Genomic DNA, 23323 nt, shown 5'->3' with positions numbered 1-23323 from the left:
TCCTCAATTCTTAAAGATCTTTGTTTCTAACCTGCATTTTCTGCCATTAACTGAGCAGTTGTTTCTTCTTTTGTTTGTTCTTCGATTAACTGTTCCGCTCTTTCATGGCGTTGATTTAAAACAACGAATGGTGCGTACAGCACGACATCTAGCACCACTAGTACTGCTGTTAATATAACCGGACTAATATGGAACGCACCTAAAACCCACGTACTTAAAAAGATCGGTTCATTTCCGGAGTTCAGTACAACTAATGGAACAACCCAGCCGATTGACGTCACAATATATGCAATCACTGCATTAATGATCGGTACTAAAATCCAAGGAATGAACATCAATGGATTTAAAACGATTGGCAAACCAAAGATGACTGGTTCATTGATCCCAAAACAACCGGGGATCAATGCCAATTTTGCCACTTCTCGTTCCTTCTCACCTTTTTTTGTGAAGATCAGCATTGCGATAATCAATCCAAAGGTCGCACCTGATCCACCGATCATGGCATAAACATTGGTCATCGTATTAGGCGAAATCGTGATTCCAGCAAAACTTTGGGTCTCTGCGAATTTTGCGACGTTCTCTAAGAACAATGGCAACCAAAAAGCAGATACGACACCCCAAACAATATTAAATCCATGCAATCCAAGGAACCAAAGAATTTGCTGCAGCAAGATAACGATCAGTATCGCCGGCAATCCCGTTCCAACTGAAAGCAAAGGTTTTATCAGTATTTCCGAAATCATTTGCAGCAGTGAAACGTAGCCTAATGATTCAATCAAGATACGTACTGCTCCAAAAATCAACAACACTTCACTGATCGGAATCAATGAAAAGAAAGAATCAAATACATTTTGCGGTACATTACCAGGCATTTTAATCGTAAATTTACTTCGAGTAAATTTTGCAAATAGAGCAACTGAGATCATCCCAACGATCAAGCCAGTAAACATTCCTTCATAGCTGAAGAACGAGGTTGAGAATCCTTCGATCACCTTAGCTTTTGGTTCTAAGAAATTTACATTCTTAGGGACCATCACAAAATACGCCGCAAATGCCAATAATGTTGCTATAATAGGATTTAAACGTTCATTATTTTCTTTACGTTTTAATTCTATCGCATATGAATATGCAGATGAAAACACAACGATCAATGCGACAATACCTAATGTTGCGTTTCCTAAGTAGCCAAATAATTCACTGATATTTGTTAAAATGACATTATCAATATGTTGACTCTTAATAAGTGCGTCTAGCTGCATTTTGATCAAATTGGAAAAAGAACCTACAACTGTAAATGGAATCGTTCGAACAAAGGCGTTCTTAATTGCTTGTAAGATGGTGTTGCCTTCAACCCAAGCAGATGCTTTAAGTAAAGGTTCTTGAAGTTTTTGCATATCAAATTTCATCATCGGTACTCCCTTATCAAATTAGTCGAAAACGTTTTCTGAATCCAATTATATACAAATTGATAAATTTGTAAACACAATATTTTTTAAAAACATTTACAAATTTTATTTTTAATGTTAAATTGTATACACAAATGCTAAAAAGGAGGTTGACAAGTTGTACAAGTACCGCGAAATTTATTCAGACATTAAACGTGATATTTTAACAAATCATTATCGTGCTGGGACTTTACTACCGACACAGGAATTTTTTGCAGAAAAATATGATGTTTCGAGAATTACTCTAAAAAAGGCATTAAATTTATTAGAAAATGATGGGTTGATCTTCAGTAAGCAAGGTTCCGGAACATTCATTCGCCCTCAAATCGAAAATAATGACAGTGAATTATTACCATTAGATTTACCGGTTGGTGTGACCTACTCTCATCGTGATCAAAAAATTTCCAGTAAAATTTTATCTTTTGATGCACGTTTGCCAGAAAAAGAAGAACAGCAAAATTTAGGGATCAACGCAAGCGATCCTGTCTATCAATTCAAACGTGTCCGTTCCATTAATGAACAAATCTATAGTTTGGAGCATGTCATCATGCCTACACAAGTTGCCCCGTTGAATGAAGAAATCCTTCAAGGTTCTGTGTATGATTATCTTGGACATGTAGCCAAATTACAGCTGACCGATGCGCGGCGAATTATCTATGCGGATCACGCGGATCAAGAAGTCAGCGATTCTTTAGAAATTGAAGCAGGTTCTCCTGTTTTGGTTATTGAACAGGTCGCTTATGATCAAAAAGGCAGTGCCTTTGAATTTTCAAAATCCTACTTTATCAGCAGTAAAAGCAAGTTTTCACTAGATATCCATTTGAATCGAAAATAGAAAAGCGGCGGTGACAAATTTTGTCACCGCCGCTTTTTTTATTTATACTAATCGATCAACATCATACTCAAAACCATTTTGATCGCTGAGCTGTTTGTAGAATTCGCCGCTTTTCTTGATCGTCCGTTTTTGTGTTGGCAGATCAAGAGAAACTAAACCATAGCGATTCTTATAAGCATTGATCCATGACCAGCAATCGATGAATGTCCACAGATGGTAGCCTTTGATATTGCACCCATCATTGATTGCCTTCCAAAGATAGGCTAGATGGTCCTGAACATATTCGATACGGTAATCATCGATCACCTGACCTGTTTCATCCATGAAACGTTCTTCATTTGCTACGCCCATCCCATTTTCCGAAATGAAGGATTCAATGTTGCCATAGTTTTCTTTGATATCCATACATAGATCATGAATGCCTTTTTCATAGATTTCCCAACCACGGTATTCGTTCATTCGACGGCCAGGCATCACATGGTTCTCAAAAAACCAGTCTGGTAAAAACGGCCCCTCTGGATTGACAGCCGTTAGACGTGCTTTTACCCGCCGCGGTTCATAATAATTCAGACCCAAGATTTGAGCAGTATTTTCTTTAATACAAGCAAGGTCTTCTTCTGTATAATCACTTGGTAGTTGGTCATATTCCCGCAGCAGTTCGACTAATTTTTCTGGATACCTGCCTTTGACCATGGGATCTAAGAAGCTGCGAACATAAAATAAATCGGCAATCTCCGCTGCCTTCACATCTGCTGGATTTTGACTTCGCGGAAAGGTCGGACTTAAGTTCAAAATAACACCGATCTTACTATTTAAATCACGTTTCTTATGCGCCGCAATCGCTTTGGCGTGGGCCAAGATCGTAAAATGTGTTGCCTGCGCTCCACGCTTAAAATCAATTATATTCGGATAATGGAAATCCTCTAAATATGAACCCAAGATTGGTCCTAATGGCTCGTTAAAGGTGAACCAATGATAAACCAAATCACCAAACTCCTTGAAGCAAGTATCCGCAAATTTCACATAAGCATCGACCACTTCCCGCGATTCCCAGCCACCTTTATCCTGCAAGACAGCCGGCATATCAAAATGATATAAGTTGGCAAATACTTTGATGTTATTCTTGTTCATTTCCGTAAATAAATCACGATAGAATTCGATTGCTTTTGGATTGACTTCACCTGTACCATCCGCTGGAAACATCCGCGCCCATGAGATCGAAACTCGGAAAGAATTATGACCGGTTTGTTTCATCAACTGCACGTCTTCTTTGTAGCGGTGGATATGATCCGTCGTAGTCTCTGAACTAATGCCTTGATAAAAACGATACGGCTGTTCCTTATACCAGCGTTCCCAGACAGTTTCCGCTTTACCTGTTTCCCCCCGGCCTTCTGATTGTTCCGCTGACCAAGCGGAGCCCCACCAAAAATCCTTTGGAAATGTTAATTGCTGTTTATTCATTGTGTCCCCCTTTTTCATAATTAAGACTTCATTTTTAGGCTGTATGTCTATCAGACATACTCTCTAGCCAAAAATTTGGTCATCAATTTCAGTTCTTAAACATGTGAACTGAGAGAAATGACATTTTCTTGAATGCCATTTCATCATAACACCGCTTCCGTAAAAATAAAATAGCTTTTTTATTAAAAATATATACTTTTAAAATCAATTTATCTTTTTACCTTTTAAAGCATTGCTAAAACGTCGCAAAAGTATATAATTATTTATATCTTTATTCGCTTATTCAAGGAGGTAAAAATGAGAAAGAACGCTAAATATATGGAAATTTATTTAGATGTAAAAAGAAAGGTTGAAGATGGCACCTATGCTATCGGGGATAAATTGCCTACTGGTATTGAGTTGGCTAAACACTACAACACTAGCAAACTAACGGTTAAAAAGGGGTTGGACATGTTAGTTTCTGAAGGGGTTTTGCATAGTCGAAGCGGATTTGGGACTGAAGTCTTGCGTAAACCGATCGACAATTCAAAGGTTTTTGGCCCTAGCGAAGGCTTGATGAGCGTTGTTGGAGAAGATCATGTTGATTCGGAGATTCATACCTTTTCAATTGAACTTCCTTCAAAAAAAGTGGCTGAGAGACTGCAACTCAACGAGAAAGAGTACATTTATAATATCGTCCGCAGTCGTTTTGTCGATCAGCAGCCCTATTCCTTAGAACAAACCTTCATGCCCCTCTCCATCATTCCCGGCTTGGAGCCGAAGCATTTAAAAAAATCTGTTTATTCCTATATTCGTGACGAATTGCATTTAGAGATTAATGCCTCACACGTTTGGATGAAGGGAGTACTGGCAACAGAGTTTGATGCTAAAATCTTGGGAATCGATGTGGGCGACTTTATGATCGAAATTGAAAAGAGTGTTTCTTTAGCGAATGGCACACCTTTCGAATATTCCATCACGAGACACTTGTACAAAGACTTTATTTTTGAAGCTGTTTTTATGGAGAATTAAGTTATGAGCTGGATATTTCAGCTCTTTTTTTGTCGCCTCTCAACAAAAGTATATATTTTTCAAAAAAGGTATTTACTTTATTTGAATTACGTTTTATTATGTAACCAAGGAAAGTGCTTACAAAAAATAAAACAATAAGGAGAGTCTAACGTGGATAAAACAAATAAAAAGGAACAGCTCTTTGAACGCTTTGGAATTATCGCGACGAAGCTAGGCAATCAGATCCACATGCGAACTTTACGTGACGCGTTTGCCACATTCATGCCTTTCATGATGCTGGCAGGGTTCGTGACCTTAATCAATTACGTCATTTTAGAACCAACAGGTTTCATGGGAAAGATCGTCAATCCGGCAACACTGACAAAAATCCAAGAAATCGGTATGTCAATCGCCAATGGTACATTGAGTATTACGACATTATTAGTCGTGGCCGCAGTTTCATATCATATGTGTGTCAGCAGAAATTATACCAATCATATTGCAGCGGTCTTGGTTTCGATCTCCACTTTTATGGTATTGACCCCAATGAAAATGATGTTCACTCCTGAAAATGCAAAAAAAGCGATTGAAGTCACAGGGGTTATTCCTGGCACACATACTGGTGCTTCGGGTATGTTCGTCGGAATCTTTGTCGGCTTATTAGCAACAGAGCTATTTATCAAGTTGTCTACAAATGAAAAACTGCAAATTAAATTATCGGGAAATATTCCTCCAGCAGTATTGAAATCATTTAATGTTTTGATTCCGATCATGATTACCGTCACACTATTCGCGGTCATTGGGTTTGGCGTGAACCAACTTTTCAATATGGACGTGAATGGGCTGATCACAAAAGCAATTACTGGCCCCCTAAGTCATGTGACGACAGGTTTACCTGGATTCGTCTTGATTACATCAATTGCGAATTTATTCTTTGGTTTCGGGATTCATCAAGCCGTGATTTCAGGTTCTTTGCTCGATCCCTTTTTACTACAGAACATGCAAGAAAACATGGCGGCCTATGCCAATCATGAACAAATTCCACATATCATTAACATGGCCTTCAAAGATACGTTCGCCGTAATGGGTGGTTCTGGAAATACGATTGCTTTATTGATCGCGATCTTCATTTTTAGTCGCCGTAAAGATTATAAAGACTTCGCGAAGTTATCTGTTACACCTGCCCTGTTCAATATCAGTGAGCCGATCATCTTCGGTTTGCCAATCGTGTTTAATCTTAGTTTGATTATTCCTTTCGTCTTGGCTCCAATCTTCTCATTGGTCACTGCTTATTTTGCGACAGCCGCTGGATTAATCAACCATGTCGTTGTTCAGATTCCTTGGACCACACCACCCGTCATCTCAGGATTCTTAGCAACTGGCGGTGACTGGCGTGCCGCTGTATTGCAAATTGTCATCATTGCCGTAAGTGTCTTTATTTACTTGCCATTCCTGCGTATCGATGAACATGTCACCGCTAAAATGGCACAAGCTGAAGCGGATACGAATGTATTAAACTAAAATTTCCAGCCATAAATAGAAAGGCAAGCAAAACTGTTGAATCATCAGGTTTGCTTGCCTTGTTTTTATATTATTTTGACTTTATGCCTTATTTTAGTAAGCTCCAGCAACTGAGCCGTTTGAGTGATCATAGTTCGTGTTAGCAAATGAAGGTCTGCCACTATTTGTTACATCTTTACCATCTCTCAAGACTTTCAAATTACGGATTTTGAGTGGTGTGTTCGTAGTATCATGTAAAATGTAGGCACCGCCTTCAGCAGTCAAATTCGTTTTATATTGTCCAACGAGTGTATTATTCACAAAATTTTGTACATATCCCGATGCAAAATACTTCACGCGCAGGTGAACGGTTTGGCCATTAGCGATTCGCAGTGCATTTGTGTTAACAGAATAGTATTGTTGCCCAGTAACACCTGAATTTGCTGGAAAATTAATATTGGTTGTATTGATTCTCCCTTGTGCGAAGTTGGCGTCTGATCCCGCTTGGTAATGCAGACCTACCCCAACTTGACCACATGCTTTTCCATTTCCTGCGATAACAAATTGCATCTCATAGTCACTTTTATTTCCTGTCATAGTAACATTTGCCGAAAAATCAATTCTCGCGTTCCCGCTTAAATTTGCTTGATCAAAAGGTTTATTTGAATACAATAAACGATACGATCCTGAAACGCCCTGTTCAACACCGCCAACACCAGTTATGTTAACATCAACTTTCTTTGGTGTTACTCCCGGATTTGGATTATTGTTTGATGCCGCCTTAGTGGAATAGAAACCGATACCCTCATAGCGCCAGCCTACCTTTACTAAGTGATCTTTTTCAGACGCGTGCAATGTGTAATGATGCGTGCCGGTCTTTGCATTTGGGTTATACAAACGATAGACAGGAACAGATCCGCCTGATTGCCACGAGACACCTTCATAACGCCAGCCTACTTTGACTAAATGATTTTTTTCATTTGCATTAATTGTGTAGTGATGGTCGCCGCCGTTGTTTGGATTATATAAACGATAGACAGCCGTTCCACTTGCCGGCGTTTCCCAAGCGTTTCCTTCATTGCGCCAACCTACTTTAACCAAGTGATTACGTTCATTCGTATTTGCCGTATAATGGTGCTCGCCTGAATTCGGATTGTAGACCCTCAGTAACATCGCAGCATCAGCATCCTCCGCCTGAACAAATAATGTTCCGCCGATCAATAAAGCTGCTGCAACAAAAACACTAGCTAAAAACTTTTTCATCTCCATTTCCTCCTATAAATATTTAATAGTTCCTACCAACTAATTGCTTGAATAACGGCTTTTACGTTCTCCTTTCATGCTATTTATTTTTCGAGAATTTCTCCTCTAAAAAAGTACTCGTTTTTTTGTTAGCGCTTTAAAAATAAAATTCTATAATCATCTATTTTACAGACATGAAGCTACATTTTATAAAAAGAATGTTTTATTAATCCATGATGTCAAATATTTATAGAGCATTTAATTCTTACCGCTGAATAAATAATATTTAAAATAATAATTCTATTAATAATGATTATACACATTATCAGGCATTCGTTCTAGTCAAAAATGTCCAGCTATTTGTCATTAATAGCTGGACGATTGTATTCTATAGTGATCCATTTACATTAGTTTGTGGGAGCTGACACATTCAAGAGGACTGTTAGAGTTGTTTCAATCTCTAAACTCGAAATCCATTAGCCAATTGCAGCTCGGCTTTTTCTTTTTTTACGAAAGCTACTTGGGCATCGATTAATTCTTTTGCCTTAGGAGAGTTGTAGCGATCGATTTTGATATCGATCTCCTTAAGATTTTCCATCAATTGTGCTTGCTGCCGCAAAACTTCTTCCTTGTGGGTTTGCAGCAGTGCCTTTCTTTGCGGAATCGTTTTAGACCCGTCCATACAGTATTCAATGTATTGCTTGATATCGTGGATCGGCATACCTGTATTTTTCAAGCAGCAAACGGTGTGGATCAAATTTAAATCAGATTCGGTGAACTCACGATAACCTGAATCATTTTTTGCAACAAATGGTAATAGCCCCTTTTTATCATAAAAACGAATCGTGGAAATCGTCAAATCGAATTTTTCAGCTACTTCTTTAATTGTATATGTTTCAGCCATTTTTATACCTCCTAATTCAGATAGCTAAGTTGATTTGCAAACATGAAAAACCGCTAAACAAGCCCTTTGGCCTAAACCATGGTTTAGGGTTTATGCTTACAGTAAATCAGAAAGAAGAAATAGTCAAACGGAGGAATTTATTATGAAAACAGCAGTAATCACTGGCGCAAATAAAGGGATCGGCTTTGCGATCGCCAAGTCATTGGGGATCAAAGGATGGCATGTCATCATTGGTGCTCGCAACAAAGAACGTGCTGAAACGGCGGTGACTAAACTTCAAGAAGCAGGCGTGTCGCATGTTGACTACGTCTTGATCAATCTTAGCAAGATTGAAACGATCGAAGAAGCAGTAAAAAAAATCCAGCAAGATTTTTCAACGATCGATTTATTAGTGAATAATGCCGGAATCCCTGGCGGACACGGTTCAAGCCTAACTGAAAGCATTGAGGATCTTCAAACGACAATGCAGGTCAATTTCTTTGGTACATTTCAATTAACCCAAGGATTGCTGCCAATTTTAGAAAAAACAATGGTCGTATCGTGAATATTACGATCCCAACTGAAGCAAATCCTTTTTGGAATCCTTTCGCCTACAAGTCAACTAAAGCTGCACAAAACGTGATGATGCAGGCATTAGCAATTGATTTCGAAAAGGAACATAAAAAATTGGAGATTTTCAGTATCCATCCCGGTCCAACCACGACCGATCTAAACGGGAATATTACCGCGGAAGGATTCCATACACCTGATGATGTTGCTGAAAAAATCTCGGACATTCTTTTAGATGGCAACTCTCATCAAGGAGAATTTCTAGAAATCTACGGCGAACTAAAATAATCTCTTTCGATAAAAACAGAACCAATATCAGACTAGCAAACTGATATTGGTTTTTTTATACAACTTAGCGGTCGTATCGAAAAATGAGACGTAAGTCTGATATTAAGGAAATTACAAGACTGGTATACTTTAGAAAAGGTCACGAGGAGGAAAATAAATGAAGAATTCAGATAAAAAAGTGAATGTTGGTAGAAAATTCTTCTGGATTTTATTCTTTTTAGCATTTGCGATTACGGGTTTTACAAACTTTGCGATTGATCATCAATTTACTTGGTTTCGAATTGTCGGCAGCGCTTTGATTTTTGGCGGTTCCTTATTGGATGCTTTGCTTTTCAGTAAGAACTATCGTGTGATTCATTCAGTCTCAGTTTTCACCGTTTTAATTGTCCCGTTTTTCATGGTTATTGAACGGACGGTCAACACTTACTTCTTGGATGCGCCGATTTACTGGCTTTTTCCGATTGGGTTGCCAATCGCACTGACTTGGATCGCGTATTTCTGGGCCAATATCGGGGTTCGCAAAATTTTACATTGGAATATGGGTTCCTGTCTAGGTATCGCCTCACTGTTAGCAATTCCGGCAGTTTTGATTACCAATACCATCGCTAATCAAACAACTGTTTATAACATTATTGAAATGAGTTTTATTACCATTGTCACGCTGTTAGCTTGTGGCGGTCTAGGGTTGATCGCGGGGCTCTTTATGCGTAAACGTAATTAATAAAAAATGAAGGCATCCAGCGTTTGTTCAATCAAACTGGATGCCTTTTTTATGCTTAATTTATTTTTACTAGCAAATAACTATCTACGTCATTTTCATCTGCTGGAAGGTCAAGCGCCCTATTCAAGATACTGTCTTTCGATGATTTCCGCCGCATTCTTAGTACCATTTGTCTTTCTCATTAATTCTCTCATCTCTTCTGCCTTTTCGTACATTTCAGGTGTTTGGAGTATTTCGATTCCCTTATCCAAGGTTTGAGCAGAAACCTTACTCGGACTTAATGCGAGTGCATTGCCAAATTTTTCGCAATAAGCAACATTGACTTCTTGTTCATACTGCAGCCCGATCCCAATAAATGGTTTACCAGAGGAACAAGCCGTCTGCACAGTTCCTTCACCGCCGTGAATCACAGAAAAATCAACTAGCTCAGATACCTCCAAAGCTGGCAGCCAATCGAAAACATGGATATTGCTTGCCGAATGATCGACCTGTAAATAATTTTTGATTGGTGCAATCACCTCAATAGTTGTATTTTCGAAATAGCTCAACACTTTTTTGATCAAGGAGCGATTGCCTGAGCTTCCCATCGCAAAATACACGACCAGTTTCTTTTTCTTGCGCGCTTCTGTGATCACTTGAAGAACTGCATCCGGAATAGCATAAGGCAGATGAGCAAAAATCGGACCAACGGATTGATAATTGGCTGGAAAATTTAATTCTGCCGTGAATGCCGGATGCGTGGTAATCAAATTCAAATCACCGTCTAACATGTCTATCGTATATTTTGGCAGCTCCAACTGATAGCCTCGAGCAACTTTTTTAAAGGCAGCTGGCTTCCAGGTTAGATGTTTAGCAACTCCAAGAAGTGCTTTCCAAAGGGTATTCGCCGGAAGATACGGCTTATTTAACTGACTAGGCAGCACACACGCCGCTGTATTATTAAAATGTGGCCGCGACATCGCGACCGGTTTGACATACACCAGAGGAATCTTGCTGATACGAGCAGACATGAAAATCGTAACATTGCTGCCGGTCACGATTACCTGCGGAGCTAGTTCTTTGATCAGCGCCAACTCACTCTCGACACGTTCCGCGACCATCTTTGTAGTAAAGGGATTTTTCAAACTTTTCCCTTGATCAAATTTCATAATTGAATCTTCTTGCTGCGGCGTCAGCTTTGGACTCAGCAAATAAACTGCAAAATTCTGCGCTTTGATCAGATCAAGATATTTCTCAGAGAAGCCGCAAAAGACACAATGATGATCCTGTCGTAATTGTTTGGCAATCTCGAGCATGCGAGTTGTTTCGGCTAAGTTAAACGTTGCAGGTGCAAAAAGAATCGTCTTCATCATTCTCCTCAATTATTCTGCCAAAGCTTGTTCGACGGCTTTTTGAGAATGGATCTCGGTCGTATCAAACACAGGAATCGTGACATCCATTTGCTGAATCAGCAAACCGATTTCGGTACAGCCTAAAATCACGCCTTCCGCTCCCGCTTTGACGACCTGTTCAATCACGGCAATAAATTTCGCTTTCGATTCTGATAAAATTTTACCGTGGCACAGTTCATCAAAAATTATCTGATTAACCGTTTCGATATCTTCTTCCGTCGGAATCCATACCTCAATTTCACTCTCGATAATTTTTTGTTTATAAAAATCTTGCGTCATCGTATATTTAGTTCCTAATAACGCCACTTTTTTAATATCTTTTTCCTGCAGCTCAGCGATGGTTGCGTCTGCAATATGCAAAATTGGAATCGATAAATAATCCGCGATTTGCGGTGCAACCTTATGCATCGTGTTGGTACAGATCACTAGAAAATCCGCCCCTGCTTGCTCCAATTGCAGTGCTTCTTTTCCTAAAATCTCACCGCTTTTTTCCCATTCGTTTGCTACCTGACACTTTTCGATCTCTTCAAAATCAACGCTTGCCAACTTGATTTTGGCTGAATGCAGACCGCCTAATTTTTGATTTACTATTTCATTGATTCGAGTATAATACGTCACCGTACTTTCCCAACTCATACCACCTAGCAAACCGATCGTCTTCATATACACACCTCTTCTTACTTAATTATTTCTTCATTATAGCAAGAAAAACAGTCTCACACGATTCCGCCTATTATTTTTCAACCACAAAACAAAGTGTCTCTGACTCGACCATAGATGGACGCCCGAGAAGATCTCCGCAAATTTCGTTAGATGCAAATCCGATCTTTTTCAATTCCGCTAGTAGTTCTTCTTCAGCAAACACTGTTTCCCATATAAAAAACTCTTTAAAAGAATCAGGATAAAGCAGATAGTGCTGATCCAAATAGGTGGTTGTTCCAGGATAAGTTTTTTGTGCAGAGAGATGGATACACTTCTCCTTCGTCCAAAAATTATCCTCTTCGACTTGCCATGTATTTGCCTCTTCAAACGCGGCATATTTCTGCGGTGTGAAGACATCAAAAATGAATCGTCCGCCTGGTTTTAGTGCTCTGTAGACCTTTTGAAAAATCCGTTGTCGATCCGTAGGTGAAAAGACACCCAGATCACAATAAATCAGTACGATGACATCATATTGTTCTTTTCCAAGATCTGCTGTTAGATAATCCCCGCACTGATAGTCGATGGTGTAATCCTTTTCCTTAGCCGAATTTTTCGCATAAGCAATACTCAATTCTGAAAAATCGATTCCTTTTACTTGGTAACCCGCCTCACAAAATTTCTCTGCATAAATTCCCGGTCCGCAACCAAGATCCAGCAGTTTCGGAAATTCCTGCACCGGACATTTTTGCGTCAACCACTTCATAGACTGACTAATATATTCTGAATTTCTAGTCGCTCCATCAAACTCGCTGTCTAAGTGAGCAGCTAACATTTTGGGTGCTATGTGGTCATCCAACCAAATTGAATCTTGGCTCTGACTAAACATTGGTACTTCCATTTTAATCTCTCTGATCATTTTCTTTTCCTCTTTCTGACTGACGACAATCCCAAAGGCAACAAAAAAACGTAGAAAAAGTTCTGCACACCAAATAAACTGTCTTTTCTTGCGAAAATTTTCAGTCTATTCAATGTCAGAATCCTTTTCCACGTTTCACTAAATTACTTCAGTTGCGTAATGAGTAGTGCGCCGGACCGAAATCCCCTCTAATCTTTTTTAATGTGATTGTCGTCTGTTTTATTTTAGCATAATCCATAAAAAAGGATCAACCACACATTATGGTTGATCCTTTGATTTAAGCTGCCATCTGACTGGTTTGATCTAACGCCTCTTCAAGCTGTTTGTATTGTTCTTCCGTCAAATAAGGTTTATAGGTCCGCTTGATCTGATCGATCTGAGTTTGTGTCAACTGACTTCCGCTACTGCGGATCGCTTCTAATAGATCGTTGAAATCAGTTTCTGAAATAAGCGCGCTGCTGCTTTGAGCAGAAGAAAGAATTTCCTCTATTTTTTCCATTGAAACCGTATCAGCCTTTTTAGGTAACTGGATTTTTTTCTTTGAATCCTTTGCTTGATTATTCATTGTCAAGTCGACAGTCACTGTTGCGCCATCACTTTTCGCAGCAAGTTTCAGCGTTGTTTTTTGCGTATTCTTTTTCGTATTTAAGGTCGTGGTTTGTTCATATTTTGTCAATTGATCAATATTTTTCTCAAAATCTTTCGCGGCCTTTTTCTCGTCTTTATTGCCATTTTCTTTCGCATACTTGATAAAGCCTTGAATATCTTTCTTAGTGAATGTTCGTTTGATCGTATCGTCTGTTTTCTCAAAAGAATCCGAATCTAACGTATCAAGATAGTCACTGAAAAGTTTCGAATCGATGTTTCCGCTAATTGCTGCTTTGCTTGTCTTACCTTCAGCCGTTTTCTTCATATCCTCTTCTGTGATATGAACATATTTTCCTTGAAGCTCTTTCAAGTCCTGATCATTAATCGGAATCTCCTTACCAAACTCTTTGGCGATTTCGGTCGCCTCTGTCAAAAATTCGGTGCTGAGATAAACGGATTTGTTCTTTTGATCGCTAAAAAATTCGATTGGAATCTTTTGTCCTAGAGCATCGAATTCCATATTCATCGCAAGTAAATTCTTTTTGCTGTCTTTAAGATAATCCCCGGAGATTTTAGTTCCGCTGATCATTTTTGAAGCCATTTCCATCGAAGTGCGTGTCGGTGCGTCTGCATCTTCTGCCTTGATCGACACTTTATCAATCACGATAGAGTAGTCGCCAGCATTCATTTCAGCTTGCTTTGCCAAAGCGCTGGTGAATTCCTTCTGTGTCTCTTTCTTACATCCGGCAAAAATGATCAACGCTAGTGCTGCAACCATAACCAGTTTTAACTTTTTCATTTGGTTTCCTCCTATATTAAAAATAAAGAAACGTATACAAAAATATCTTTATTCCATCATATAGGTAGCGATTGTTTAATACAAATTATTTAGCCAATAGATTTTATAATGCTGAAAATAAAAAATAAATCAAATTATTTCATGTTTATGCTTTTACAAAAAGGATCAGCCAAAACAATTGTTTTAGCTGATCTTCTCTTGAATATATTCTTCAGAAAACTAAACGAATCTTATACTAAACTCAATCCCTTAATCGTTTGTTCTGTGTCGGTCATAATACCGGCGATAATTTGTTTTGCTGGTTTTATTTGACTGATTAAGCCCGAGACTTGTCCAGCCATAACTGAGCCGTTTTCAATATCGCCAGCAGCCGCTTTTCTAGCAGAGCCCATTGTTAATTCTTCAAGTTGTTCTCTAGGCATATTCTCTTTTTCCCATTGAACGTACTGATTGATCATTTTATTTTTTAGACTTCTGACTGGGGCGCCGCCGTTACGACCAGTCACTGCTGTATCCATTTCTTCAGCATTGGCGACAAACTCTTTTACATTTTGTGGAATTGGGCATTCCTCTGCCAGCATGAAGGCTGTCCCCATTTGCACGCCTTGTGCGCCTAATGCGTAGGCCGCCGCCATCCCCTTACCATTGGCAATACCACCTGCTGCGATGACTGGAATGCTTACTGCTTCAACCACCTGAGGCAATAAAACCATCGTTGACAGTTCACCGATGTGTCCGCCAGCTTCTGAGCCTTCCGCAACGACCGCATCTACTCCAAGTGCTTCCATTTTCTTAGCTAGTTTTGCACTGGGAATCACTGGGATCACTTTTACATCCGCCGCTTTGAAAGCTTCCATATAATTTTTCGGCGTTCCCGCTCCAGTCGTTACGATCTTGACGCCTTCTTCGATGACTACTTTCACCATATCTGGAACATTTGGAGCCATTAGCATAATATTTACAGCAAAGGGTTTGTCCGTTAATTTTTTACAGTTAATAATTTCTTCCCGTAATTGCTCCTCACTCATTCCGCCAGCGGCAATAATTCCCAGTCCTCCAGCGTTCGATACGGCTGCCGCTAATTGATGTTTCGAAACCTGCGCCATCGCGCCTTGAAAAATGGGGTACTGAATGCCTAAAATCTCGGTAATTTTCTTCATTATTATTTTCCCTTCTCTGCAAAAATTCTTTGTGTTGCTATTTATATGATTCTAAGAAACCTTTTGATGCTTCCATATCGATCGTAAAAATCCGATCCTCTTTAACAAAACTCACAACCTCGCGGTAAGCCTGATAGAATAGCTTTGTAGCTTTTCCTAAAGGTAGAGCAGCTTCTTCCATCCTCAAATCAATCGCCTGACTGGCATGCATTAATTCGACGCCATAGATATAGTTCAAGCTTTCATTGATTTCTAACAAACGCTGCGCTGCCTGCAAAGTATTCGTCCCAGTATCCTCCACACCGCCCGCGACAGGTTGAACATTCAATGAAATTGGGTTCGCTAATGACATGATCTCTCCATGCAATGCAACGATTGGGACATGCAGCGAACCAAAACCATGCCCTTTGTTTTCAGGCACTGTCAAGAAACGCGGCAAGCCAGTGAATTCTGCTTCTTCTAAACGCAGACACCGTTGAATGACATTGTGTGAGATGTGCCCTAACGTTAAACTAAGCCGTTGAACAGCTAATGCAACAGGTAAGGATTCGAAATTGGCTGATGGAAAAATTCCGCCAGAGATCGTTTCAGTCTCAACGAAATATTGAGCGATTTGATCATATTCTTTGTACTCTTCACTCGCATCTTCAATGATACTAGGATTGTCGTCAGAACTATTGATCTGAATTGTCAGCATTTCCTCTAAATCTACTAGCGCTCGTTGTGCCTCTGATAAGGTGTAGACAGTCGTTCGATAGGATAACGGATCTTGCAGCGGTCTTTCGTCGTTCAATTTCCATAAATAAGACCCGGATAAAGCATCCCGCATCGTCTCCGCGGTCTCTTTTAATAGAGGAAACGGTCGAACACTGATTGGTTGAGGAAGGATCGGCGCAACGTTTCCATTCAATCCTTCTAAACTCAATCCGAAAACCAGCGGACTAACGTCTAATGTTTGCCGAACATTGCGTGCTCCGGCTATCGCGTAGGCTGTTGAGATACTATTGGTCGATAAAATAGCTAACCCATCTTTTCCGATCGGTGTCAGTTTTTCTAAACCAGATTTTTGCAGTGCCAGTTCTCCGCTGATTGTTTCGCCTTGGTAATTTGCCTGCCATTCTCCCATCATCACCAAACCGATATGACTTGCCAACATGATGTCGGCTTCACCCATACTGCCGCGGCTAGGGATCAATGGCGAGATTCCTTGATTCAAGAACGCTTTATACAATTCGACCACCGCTGGTTGAACTGCTGCTTGCCCTTGAAGCAGGGTGTTTAGTCGGATGACCATCGATAATCGGCTTAAGTGATCCGGCATCATCGCACCCGCACCTGCTGAATGCGATCTCAGCATGGAGCGGTTAAAGCTTTCTGAAGCGGTCAGGACTTCTGGTGATAATTCGCCCGATGCATCAAATAATTTTTGATCTTTATTCAAACCAACCCCAACCGTCAATCCGTAAACCGGTGTTCCAGATACAGCACCGGCCATTAATAATTCGTAAGAGCGTTCCACCCGTTTCAACGCCGCATCAGTAATTGTGACCTTGACTGCTTCTTCAGCAACCAGCCAAGCATCTTCTAACGTGAGGCTTGAACCATCTAAAACAATTGCTTTCATTTATTATCCTCCCAGTTACATCCCTTAGCTAAAATTGCCGACCATACTTTGCGATCGATAGAATTTTAGCTATTATTTTTTTGATTGATTTCCATACATTAAGCATTCTTATTTTTCTTTTTAGTCAACCCTGCATTGATTTGTTTCAGTGAAAAGGCTAAGACAAAGCCGATTACTGCGACTATGACACCCGTGACGAACGCAGAAGTAAAGTCGCCGCTATTCTTTTCACCGATAAAAGCAGTCAAACGCGGTGCAATAAATGCCGCCACAGAGAAACCTAAGAAGACGAAGCCGTAGTTTACCCCTTGATTTTTCGAACCAAAATTTTCGATCGTCAAGGGAGACATCATCGCCGCCACGCCGCCTTCACAAAGGCCTAATCCGATCAATCCGATACCAAAACCAACAGTTGCCTTTATAAAGATCATACTCAATAAAGATACCGCGATAAACATAAATAAGAGCATGAAGGTATTAATTCGAGTCAATTTATCAGAAAGCGCGCCCCACAATACCCGACCTAAGCAGTTGCACATTGCATAGATACTAACAAAAGTCGCTGCTACCATCGGTGTAAGACCAAACATGTTTTGTCCAATATCCGCTGCATTTGAAGAAATCACTAGTCCAGAAAAACAGCCTGTCGCGTACAGCATCGCAACTAAATAGAAACGTAACGTTTTAATCATGCCTTTCCAATCAAAGTTTTCTTCGATCGTTGGACTAACCGCCTCGCTTGTTTCTTCTTTTGCCTCTGCAGAATCTTCGATTGGCGCATTTCTAATTAACGCTGAACAGATCAAAGAGATAACCAAAAAGATCGCGCCTAATTGAATGAAGGTCGTCCGCACACCAAATTGTTCAATCAACCAGCTGCCTAATGGTGCAAAGATCATCGTACCAGCACCAATCCCGGTAATAACGATCCCGGAACACAACCCGCGTTTATCAGGGAAAAAGCGTTGCGAATTGTTGACGCAAGCGATATAGCCCAGATTCAATCCAAATCCGCCCAGCAATCCGTAGGTTAGATATAATTGCCATAATTGTGTTGACAATCCTGCCAGCGCAAACGAAGCCGCCAGCAATAGTGAACTAAATAAAATTAATTCTCGTGACTTTCCTTTATCCGAAATTCGCCCGCCGATAATAATTGGCAGCGGTGAAATCCCTACAGCGATTGTAAAAGCTAATGCCACATCTGGAACAGACCAGCCGTTTGCCGCTGCTAAAGGTGAAGAGAAAACACTAAAGGCGTAGATCCCTCCTTGGCAAATAATAATGCCGACTGATGCAAATAAAACAACCCAACGATTCACCTTTGTAGTAGCCTGTTCGATACTTTTAGTTCTTTCCATGATCTTCCTCCATTATTCCAGCTAACTTGCCCCAATTTTCCATAAACAACTCTTTCGGCATTTCTTTTAGATTCTCTGATACGGCAACCTCAAACTCCATTTGAGCTAAAATATTTGCTTTTAGATCAACCCCGGGTGCGATTTCGATCAATAGAAGTTCCCCATCCTCTAATGTAAAGACCGCTCTTTCTGTTACAAAAAGCACTTCCTGCCCGGTTTTGGCAGAATAATTCCCGTTAAAAGTAATTTGATTCACTGCCGGAACAAATTTCTTATGTTTCCCTTCTTGCGTGATCGTTAAGCGGCCCTCCGCTACTTCTGTTTTCAGTCCCCCGGCTGTAAATGTTCCAGCGAAAACCAACTTCTTAGCCGTTTGAGAAATATTGATGAATCCACCGCAGCCAATCACTTGATTGCCCAGCTTACTGACATTTACATTGCCGGACTGATCAACTTCAGCCAGTCCTAAAACCGATAAGTCCAATCCGCCGCCATCATAAAAATCAAATTGCTCGTGATGGTCAATGATCATTTCACTGTTGTACGCGTGACCAAAATCTTTTAATCCGGCTGGAATGCCGCCGATGGTTCCTGCTTCAGTCGTCAAAATGATTTGATCATCAATCGCTTCTTCAGCGGCAATCGTTGAAACATTTACAGGGATACCAACGCCTAAATTCAAGACCGTTCCCTTTTTCAATTCCATCGCTGCACGTCTAGCAATGACTTTGCGATTATCCAGCGGTAATTTTGGAACACTTTCAATCGGCAGCTTTACATCACCGCTGAAGGAAGGTTCAAACAATGTTGTACCCGTTTGAAAATGATTTTTTGGTTCCGATACCACCACGTAGTCCACTAGGATTCCCGGTATTTTTACATCTTTAGGATGCAGGGTTCCATTTTTGACTACCCGTTCAACTTGAACGATGACTTTTCCGCCGCTGTTGTGGACCGCTTGGGCAATTGGTAAAACTTCCATATGGAGACCTTCTTTTGCCAATGTCACATTGCCGTTTTCGTCGGCGACTGTTCCACGGAGCAACCCGATTTGCAGAGGAAAACTTGGATAAAACATCCATTCCTCCTCAAGCAGATCAATGATTCTAACTAACTCTTCCGTGGTAGCTTCGTTCATTTTTCCGCCTTCTTGCCTCGGATCAATGTAGGTTTCTAACCCTATTTTGGTGATCAGACCCGGTCTTTTAGCGGCGATCTCCCGATAGAGCTGCGCTAAAACACCTTGCGGAAAATTGTAGGCCTCACACTCATTGTTTTGGATCATCTCCGAAAGCTTTGGTGAAGACGCTTTGACGATGCCGCCAATCCAACGTTTTAATAAGCCGTTGTGGGAAAGATGCGACATCCCCTTATCTTGCCGGTCCCCCCAGCAGCTAGAGTGCATGACCGTCAACTGTTGCGGACTTCCTGTTTTAATGAATCGATCCTCCAGAGCCAACGCTACTTCTTCATTGGCACAGGCCAATTCAAAACCGCTGACAGCTAACGTATCATTGTCTTCAATCAGCAAAGCTGCTGCTTCTTTGGTGATTACTTTCACTTTCGTTTACTCCCTTCGTTCTCTATTACTTAGCAATATTAAACTGACCTTTTGACTAAGTTTTCAAATATAGTGAAATAAATCACATTAATTGCTACTTTTCTATTAAGCAAATGCTGTGCCAAAATAACAAACCTTATCCTCTCGCAAAAGAAGGCAAAAAAAAGCAGCCAAAGTGTAATCGATCATTACACTCTGACCACTGTTTCCCTCATACTGTATCGTTTCTTTCCAATTCGAGCTCACGTATCTTTTTATAAATAAATGGACGGCTGACATTACTATCCTCGGCTGTCTTACTAATGTTCCATTGATTTTTTTGCAGATTCTGCTGGAAATAGATTTTTTCAACATAGTCAATAAAATCCGGGTAATCATAAACGTCTGCTAAGGCTTGCAGCTCATCACTTTCCCCAATACTTTCATCAACAAGACTTTCTTGTAAAAGGATCGGCAGCTCGGCTGTCACCACTACATACTCAATATAATTCTTTAGTTCCCGGGCATTGCCCAACCAATCAGAAGACATTAAATGGTGCAGGTGCTGTTTTGACAATGTCACATTGGCTTCGTACTTTTGATTGAAGGAATCTAAAAAGTAATTAGCTAAGGCTAAAATATCTTTTTTCCTTTTTCTAAGCGGAGGGATCGTTACAGGGATCGCGTTGATTCGATAATACAGATCCCGACGAAATTTTCCTTGTTCGACCAACTCGAACATGTTTTGATTAGAGGCAGAGATCAAGCGAAACGCAACCGGCATTTCGTTCATGCCTCCGACTCGACGCACCGTCATTGTTTCTAAAACGCGCAGCAGTTTCGCCTGCAGCTCTAAAGGCATTTCTGAGATTTCATCCAAAAACAGCGTTCCCCCATCGGCATTTTCGATCAAGCCCGGTTTGCTTTTCTCTGCCCCGGTAAAGGTCCCCTTCTCATAGCCAAAGAATTCGGATTCAAACAAACTTTCAGGTATCGCCGCACAGTTTACTGCGACAAATTTATCATCGGCGACTTGGCTATGCCGATGAATGAAATTCGCAATTACTTCTTTCCCGACACCTGATTCCCCTAATAGTAAAATCCGGCTATTGTACGAGGCAACCTGTTTACAAACGCGAATGATCTTCTTCATTTCATTACTCTCAGCGATCACTGACGTCGCTATCTCGACTTGTTCTTCAACTTTTTCCGGCTGAGTTCTTTCGTTGCTTGATAGCTCCTCAAATTCTTCCTGGGTCAGCGGTTCTGATTTTGTCACGACTAAATGCATCGTGCCATCTGGATAAAAAATAGGCGTCGATTTTGATTGAATATGATACCCAGCTTGTGTGGTCAGGGTTACTTCAGAATTTTTTTCTGATTTCAAAGTTTCAATCGTCGCAGAAGTATCATAGATTTCACTGGCGACAAGGTCATAAACATTTGAATTCAATAATTCGTTTAACGTAATTCCCAAAGTCATGGCCGTGAAATCATTGGCTAATAAAATATTTCCGTCCCTGTCTGTTACAAACAATGTCGTGATATCGTCTGTCATCAATTTCGTTAAAGTCTGACTCATTCTCCTGTTCCTTCCTAAATCGTTCTTCGTTTTATGATTAAAATGACTTGATTTATAGCTAGAAAAAATGTGATATAAATCACATGGTTGGATAGACAAGGGTACTATACCATTGTTTCGTTACTCCGTCTATTCCAGATTTCATTCGTTGGCTACATAAATTAATTCCCTTTGCTTACTCAGAAGAACAAAAAAACACTCAACCAATGGCGAGCGTTCCTTTTTACCTATTCTTCTAACTTTAACGAGATCGTTTCTTTATTTCTCCCATCGTCAGAGCAACAATCGGCAAATAATTGAAAACAAAGCTTAGCCGCTGCCAAAAACCTAATTGCTTAAAAATGACCAATTGATTCAGCTGCGGAATACGTGCCAAACCGTAAATAGCCGCAACAGTCAAACTTAAAAGCAATAGGACAAAATAACGTCGGCTTAATTCTCGCTTGTTTTGCTTTTTATAAATCAAATAAAGAAACAACGGAAAAAGCAGAAAACCAGCATAACCGATTCCCGATCCAATATTGTGGACCCAAGTCGAAAAATTCCACTGAGCATCCGCAGTGTCTACACTAAAAAGACCGGTGAAAATGCAGTCTCCAATTCCATAGGTACCAATCGCTGCGGCAGTCAGTCCGGCCAATGGACGCGATGTTTCTTTAAAGGTCGTATAAATAGCTGGTAAAGATAACGTGTAAAAGCAACCCGCAACCACCGACCAGATCAAAAATGCTCCGCGAACCGGACTGCCGACATCACCAAACAAGCTCATTACAGCAGTCATCTGATGGAGTTCCGGATAAAAGATTCCCAATACATAGGGTGTCAAAAAATCACTGATGACACCTATCATCAAAAAATGAAAGCCATATTTCTTCAAGACGTTCAATGTTCCCATCTCCTTAAATCTTAGCTAATACTATTTTAGCATTGAACTTCTTAACGAGAAAAAGAAACCCTTTGTTCAATTCAGGAGATAATGCAGCATTCGTTTCGGATCATCGTAAAACAGTTTCGTTTCTTTAAAGGCGATCGTTTCCTCCAAAGGCAGCTTTTCTAGCCCATCTTCTGAAAACTGATAGATCGTCGCATCAGGATAAGCCATCAGGATCGGAGAATGCGTAGCGATTATTAATTGACTGCCTGCCTGCACTAAACGATGAGTTTCCTGCAGCAAGGTATATTGCCGACTAGTTGCTAATCCAGCTTCCGGCTCATCCAGTAAATAAAAACCTTCTTTGCCAAAACGATTTTCAATAATCGTCAGCAGGCCTTCTCCATGCGAGCGGGTATGCAAAGATTTTCCTCCATAGGAAGCATACGCCACTTCGCCATCCTCTTCGGCCATATATTCCAATTCCGAAGCAACATTATAATACGTTTCTGATCGCAAGAAAAATTTGGATTTAGGAAGATTTCCCTTCCTGACTAAGCGAACCGATTCATGTAAGTTTGAATGGCTTTCGACCGTGTGAAACGTGAAATTTTGACTGCCGCCTTCCGGATTAATCCCATATGCCACAGCGAGTGCTTCTAAAATCGTTGACTTGCCCGTCCCGTTGTCGCCAGATAAAAAAGTAACAGGACGATCAAACACCAAACTACCTTTATGCGCTATTTCTTGAATCGCGAAAACATCAAACGGGTAGCCCGTTCCCTTTTTCATATTCGATAGTTTCAATTCATGAACAAATATTCAGCCACCTCCATTGAAATTAGTCGATACTTTTATTCATCATACCTTAACCTTCAGCGAGAAAGAAAGTGCCCCTCAATAAAAAACCTTCG

Annotated in this window: 19 protein-coding genes and 1 pseudogene; 5 read left to right on the top strand and 15 right to left on the bottom strand. The window is 40.4% G+C overall.

What is annotated here, in order from left to right:
• Positions 1-26 precede the first annotated feature (26 nt).
• Entirely contained in the window at positions 27-1406 is a 1380-nt protein-coding gene (locus tag PGP85_RS16850; RefSeq protein WP_010743050.1) for a PTS sugar transporter subunit IIC, read from the bottom strand.
• A gap of 157 nt (positions 1407-1563) precedes the next feature.
• Here PGP85_RS16850 and PGP85_RS16845 point away from each other — a divergent pair, with 157 nt between their 5' ends.
• On the top strand, positions 1564-2280 hold the full coding sequence (locus tag PGP85_RS16845; RefSeq protein WP_010743049.1) for a GntR family transcriptional regulator: 717 nt from the start codon (positions 1564-1566) through the stop codon (positions 2278-2280).
• 42 nt (positions 2281-2322) lie between these two features.
• Here the strand turns inward: PGP85_RS16845 and PGP85_RS16840 are convergent, their stop codons facing one another.
• A complete protein-coding gene (locus PGP85_RS16840) occupies positions 2323-3741 on the bottom strand; it encodes a glycoside hydrolase family 1 protein (RefSeq protein ID WP_010743048.1) in 1419 nt (472 codons plus the stop codon).
• A gap of 297 nt (positions 3742-4038) precedes the next feature.
• Here PGP85_RS16840 and PGP85_RS16835 point away from each other — a divergent pair, with 297 nt between their 5' ends.
• Entirely contained in the window at positions 4039-4752 is a 714-nt protein-coding gene (locus PGP85_RS16835) for a GntR family transcriptional regulator (protein WP_010743047.1), read from the top strand.
• Positions 4753-4902: 150 nt separating this feature from the next.
• Positions 4903-6252, top strand: coding sequence for a PTS sugar transporter subunit IIC (locus PGP85_RS16830; RefSeq protein WP_010743046.1), 1350 nt, complete (start codon positions 4903-4905; stop codon positions 6250-6252).
• A gap of 93 nt (positions 6253-6345) precedes the next feature.
• Here PGP85_RS16830 and PGP85_RS16825 read toward each other — a convergent pair whose 3' ends face one another.
• On the bottom strand, positions 6346-7494 hold the full coding sequence (locus PGP85_RS16825) for a hypothetical protein (RefSeq protein WP_270328539.1): 1149 nt from the start codon (positions 7492-7494) through the stop codon (positions 6346-6348).
• A 439-nt stretch (positions 7495-7933) separates the two neighbouring features.
• A complete protein-coding gene (locus PGP85_RS16820; protein WP_010743044.1) occupies positions 7934-8377 on the bottom strand; it encodes a MerR family transcriptional regulator in 444 nt (147 codons plus the stop codon).
• A 142-nt stretch (positions 8378-8519) separates the two neighbouring features.
• On the opposite strand from PGP85_RS16820, the pseudogene PGP85_RS21345 reads away from it, so the two are divergent.
• Positions 8520-9214 (top strand): annotated as a pseudogene (locus tag PGP85_RS21345) (SDR family NAD(P)-dependent oxidoreductase).
• 157 nt (positions 9215-9371) lie between these two features.
• Positions 9372-9935 (top strand): hypothetical protein, encoded by a 564-nt coding sequence (locus PGP85_RS16805; RefSeq protein WP_010743041.1) that lies wholly within the window; start codon positions 9372-9374, stop codon positions 9933-9935.
• 119 nt (positions 9936-10054) lie between these two features.
• On the opposite strand, the gene PGP85_RS16800 is transcribed toward PGP85_RS16805, so the two are convergent.
• From PGP85_RS16800 to PGP85_RS16750, 11 genes are all read right to left on the bottom strand, one after another.
• Positions 10055-11284, bottom strand: coding sequence for a glycosyltransferase (locus PGP85_RS16800; protein WP_270328536.1), 1230 nt, complete (start codon positions 11282-11284; stop codon positions 10055-10057).
• A gap of 12 nt (positions 11285-11296) precedes the next feature.
• Positions 11297-11989, bottom strand: coding sequence for an aspartate/glutamate racemase family protein (locus PGP85_RS16795; RefSeq protein ID WP_270328533.1), 693 nt, complete (start codon positions 11987-11989; stop codon positions 11297-11299).
• Between the two features lie 70 nt (positions 11990-12059).
• Positions 12060-12884 (bottom strand): class I SAM-dependent methyltransferase, encoded by an 825-nt coding sequence (locus tag PGP85_RS16790; RefSeq protein WP_010743038.1) that lies wholly within the window; start codon positions 12882-12884, stop codon positions 12060-12062.
• 277 nt (positions 12885-13161) lie between these two features.
• Positions 13162-14271 (bottom strand): hypothetical protein, encoded by a 1110-nt coding sequence (locus PGP85_RS16785; protein ID WP_270328531.1) that lies wholly within the window; start codon positions 14269-14271, stop codon positions 13162-13164.
• 230 nt (positions 14272-14501) lie between these two features.
• The gene (locus PGP85_RS16780) at positions 14502-15431 is read right to left on the bottom strand and encodes a nitronate monooxygenase (protein WP_270328530.1); all 930 of its coding nucleotides are present in this window, start codon (positions 15429-15431) and stop codon (positions 14502-14504) included.
• A gap of 37 nt (positions 15432-15468) precedes the next feature.
• Positions 15469-17055 (bottom strand): HAL/PAL/TAL family ammonia-lyase, encoded by a 1587-nt coding sequence (locus tag PGP85_RS16775; RefSeq protein WP_010743035.1) that lies wholly within the window; start codon positions 17053-17055, stop codon positions 15469-15471.
• Between the two features lie 98 nt (positions 17056-17153).
• Positions 17154-18416 (bottom strand): L-lactate MFS transporter, encoded by a 1263-nt coding sequence (locus PGP85_RS16770; RefSeq protein WP_010743034.1) that lies wholly within the window; start codon positions 18414-18416, stop codon positions 17154-17156.
• Positions 18403-19977 carry an acyl CoA:acetate/3-ketoacid CoA transferase gene (locus PGP85_RS16765; protein ID WP_270328529.1) on the bottom strand — a complete coding sequence of 525 codons (1575 nt, stop codon included), beginning with the start codon at positions 19975-19977 and terminating at the stop codon, positions 18403-18405. The genes PGP85_RS16770 and PGP85_RS16765 overlap by 14 nt, the downstream gene beginning before the upstream one ends.
• Positions 19978-20188: 211 nt before the next feature.
• Positions 20189-21538, bottom strand: coding sequence for a sigma-54 interaction domain-containing protein (locus PGP85_RS16760; RefSeq protein WP_270328528.1), 1350 nt, complete (start codon positions 21536-21538; stop codon positions 20189-20191).
• A 241-nt stretch (positions 21539-21779) separates the two neighbouring features.
• Positions 21780-22424, bottom strand: coding sequence for a DUF998 domain-containing protein (locus tag PGP85_RS16755; RefSeq protein ID WP_270328527.1), 645 nt, complete (start codon positions 22422-22424; stop codon positions 21780-21782).
• A 75-nt stretch (positions 22425-22499) separates the two neighbouring features.
• Positions 22500-23231, bottom strand: a complete 732-nt coding sequence (locus PGP85_RS16750) for an AAA family ATPase (protein ID WP_333490243.1) — start codon at positions 23229-23231, stop codon at positions 22500-22502.
• Positions 23232-23323: the final 92 nt, after the last annotated feature.

The sequence above is a fragment of the Enterococcus malodoratus genome, from assembly GCF_027659535.1.
GTDB lineage: Bacteria > Bacillota > Bacilli > Lactobacillales > Enterococcaceae > Enterococcus_A > Enterococcus_A malodoratus.
Note: the sequence above shows the minus strand (reverse complement) of the source record. Positions and strands in the feature narration are given on the sequence as shown.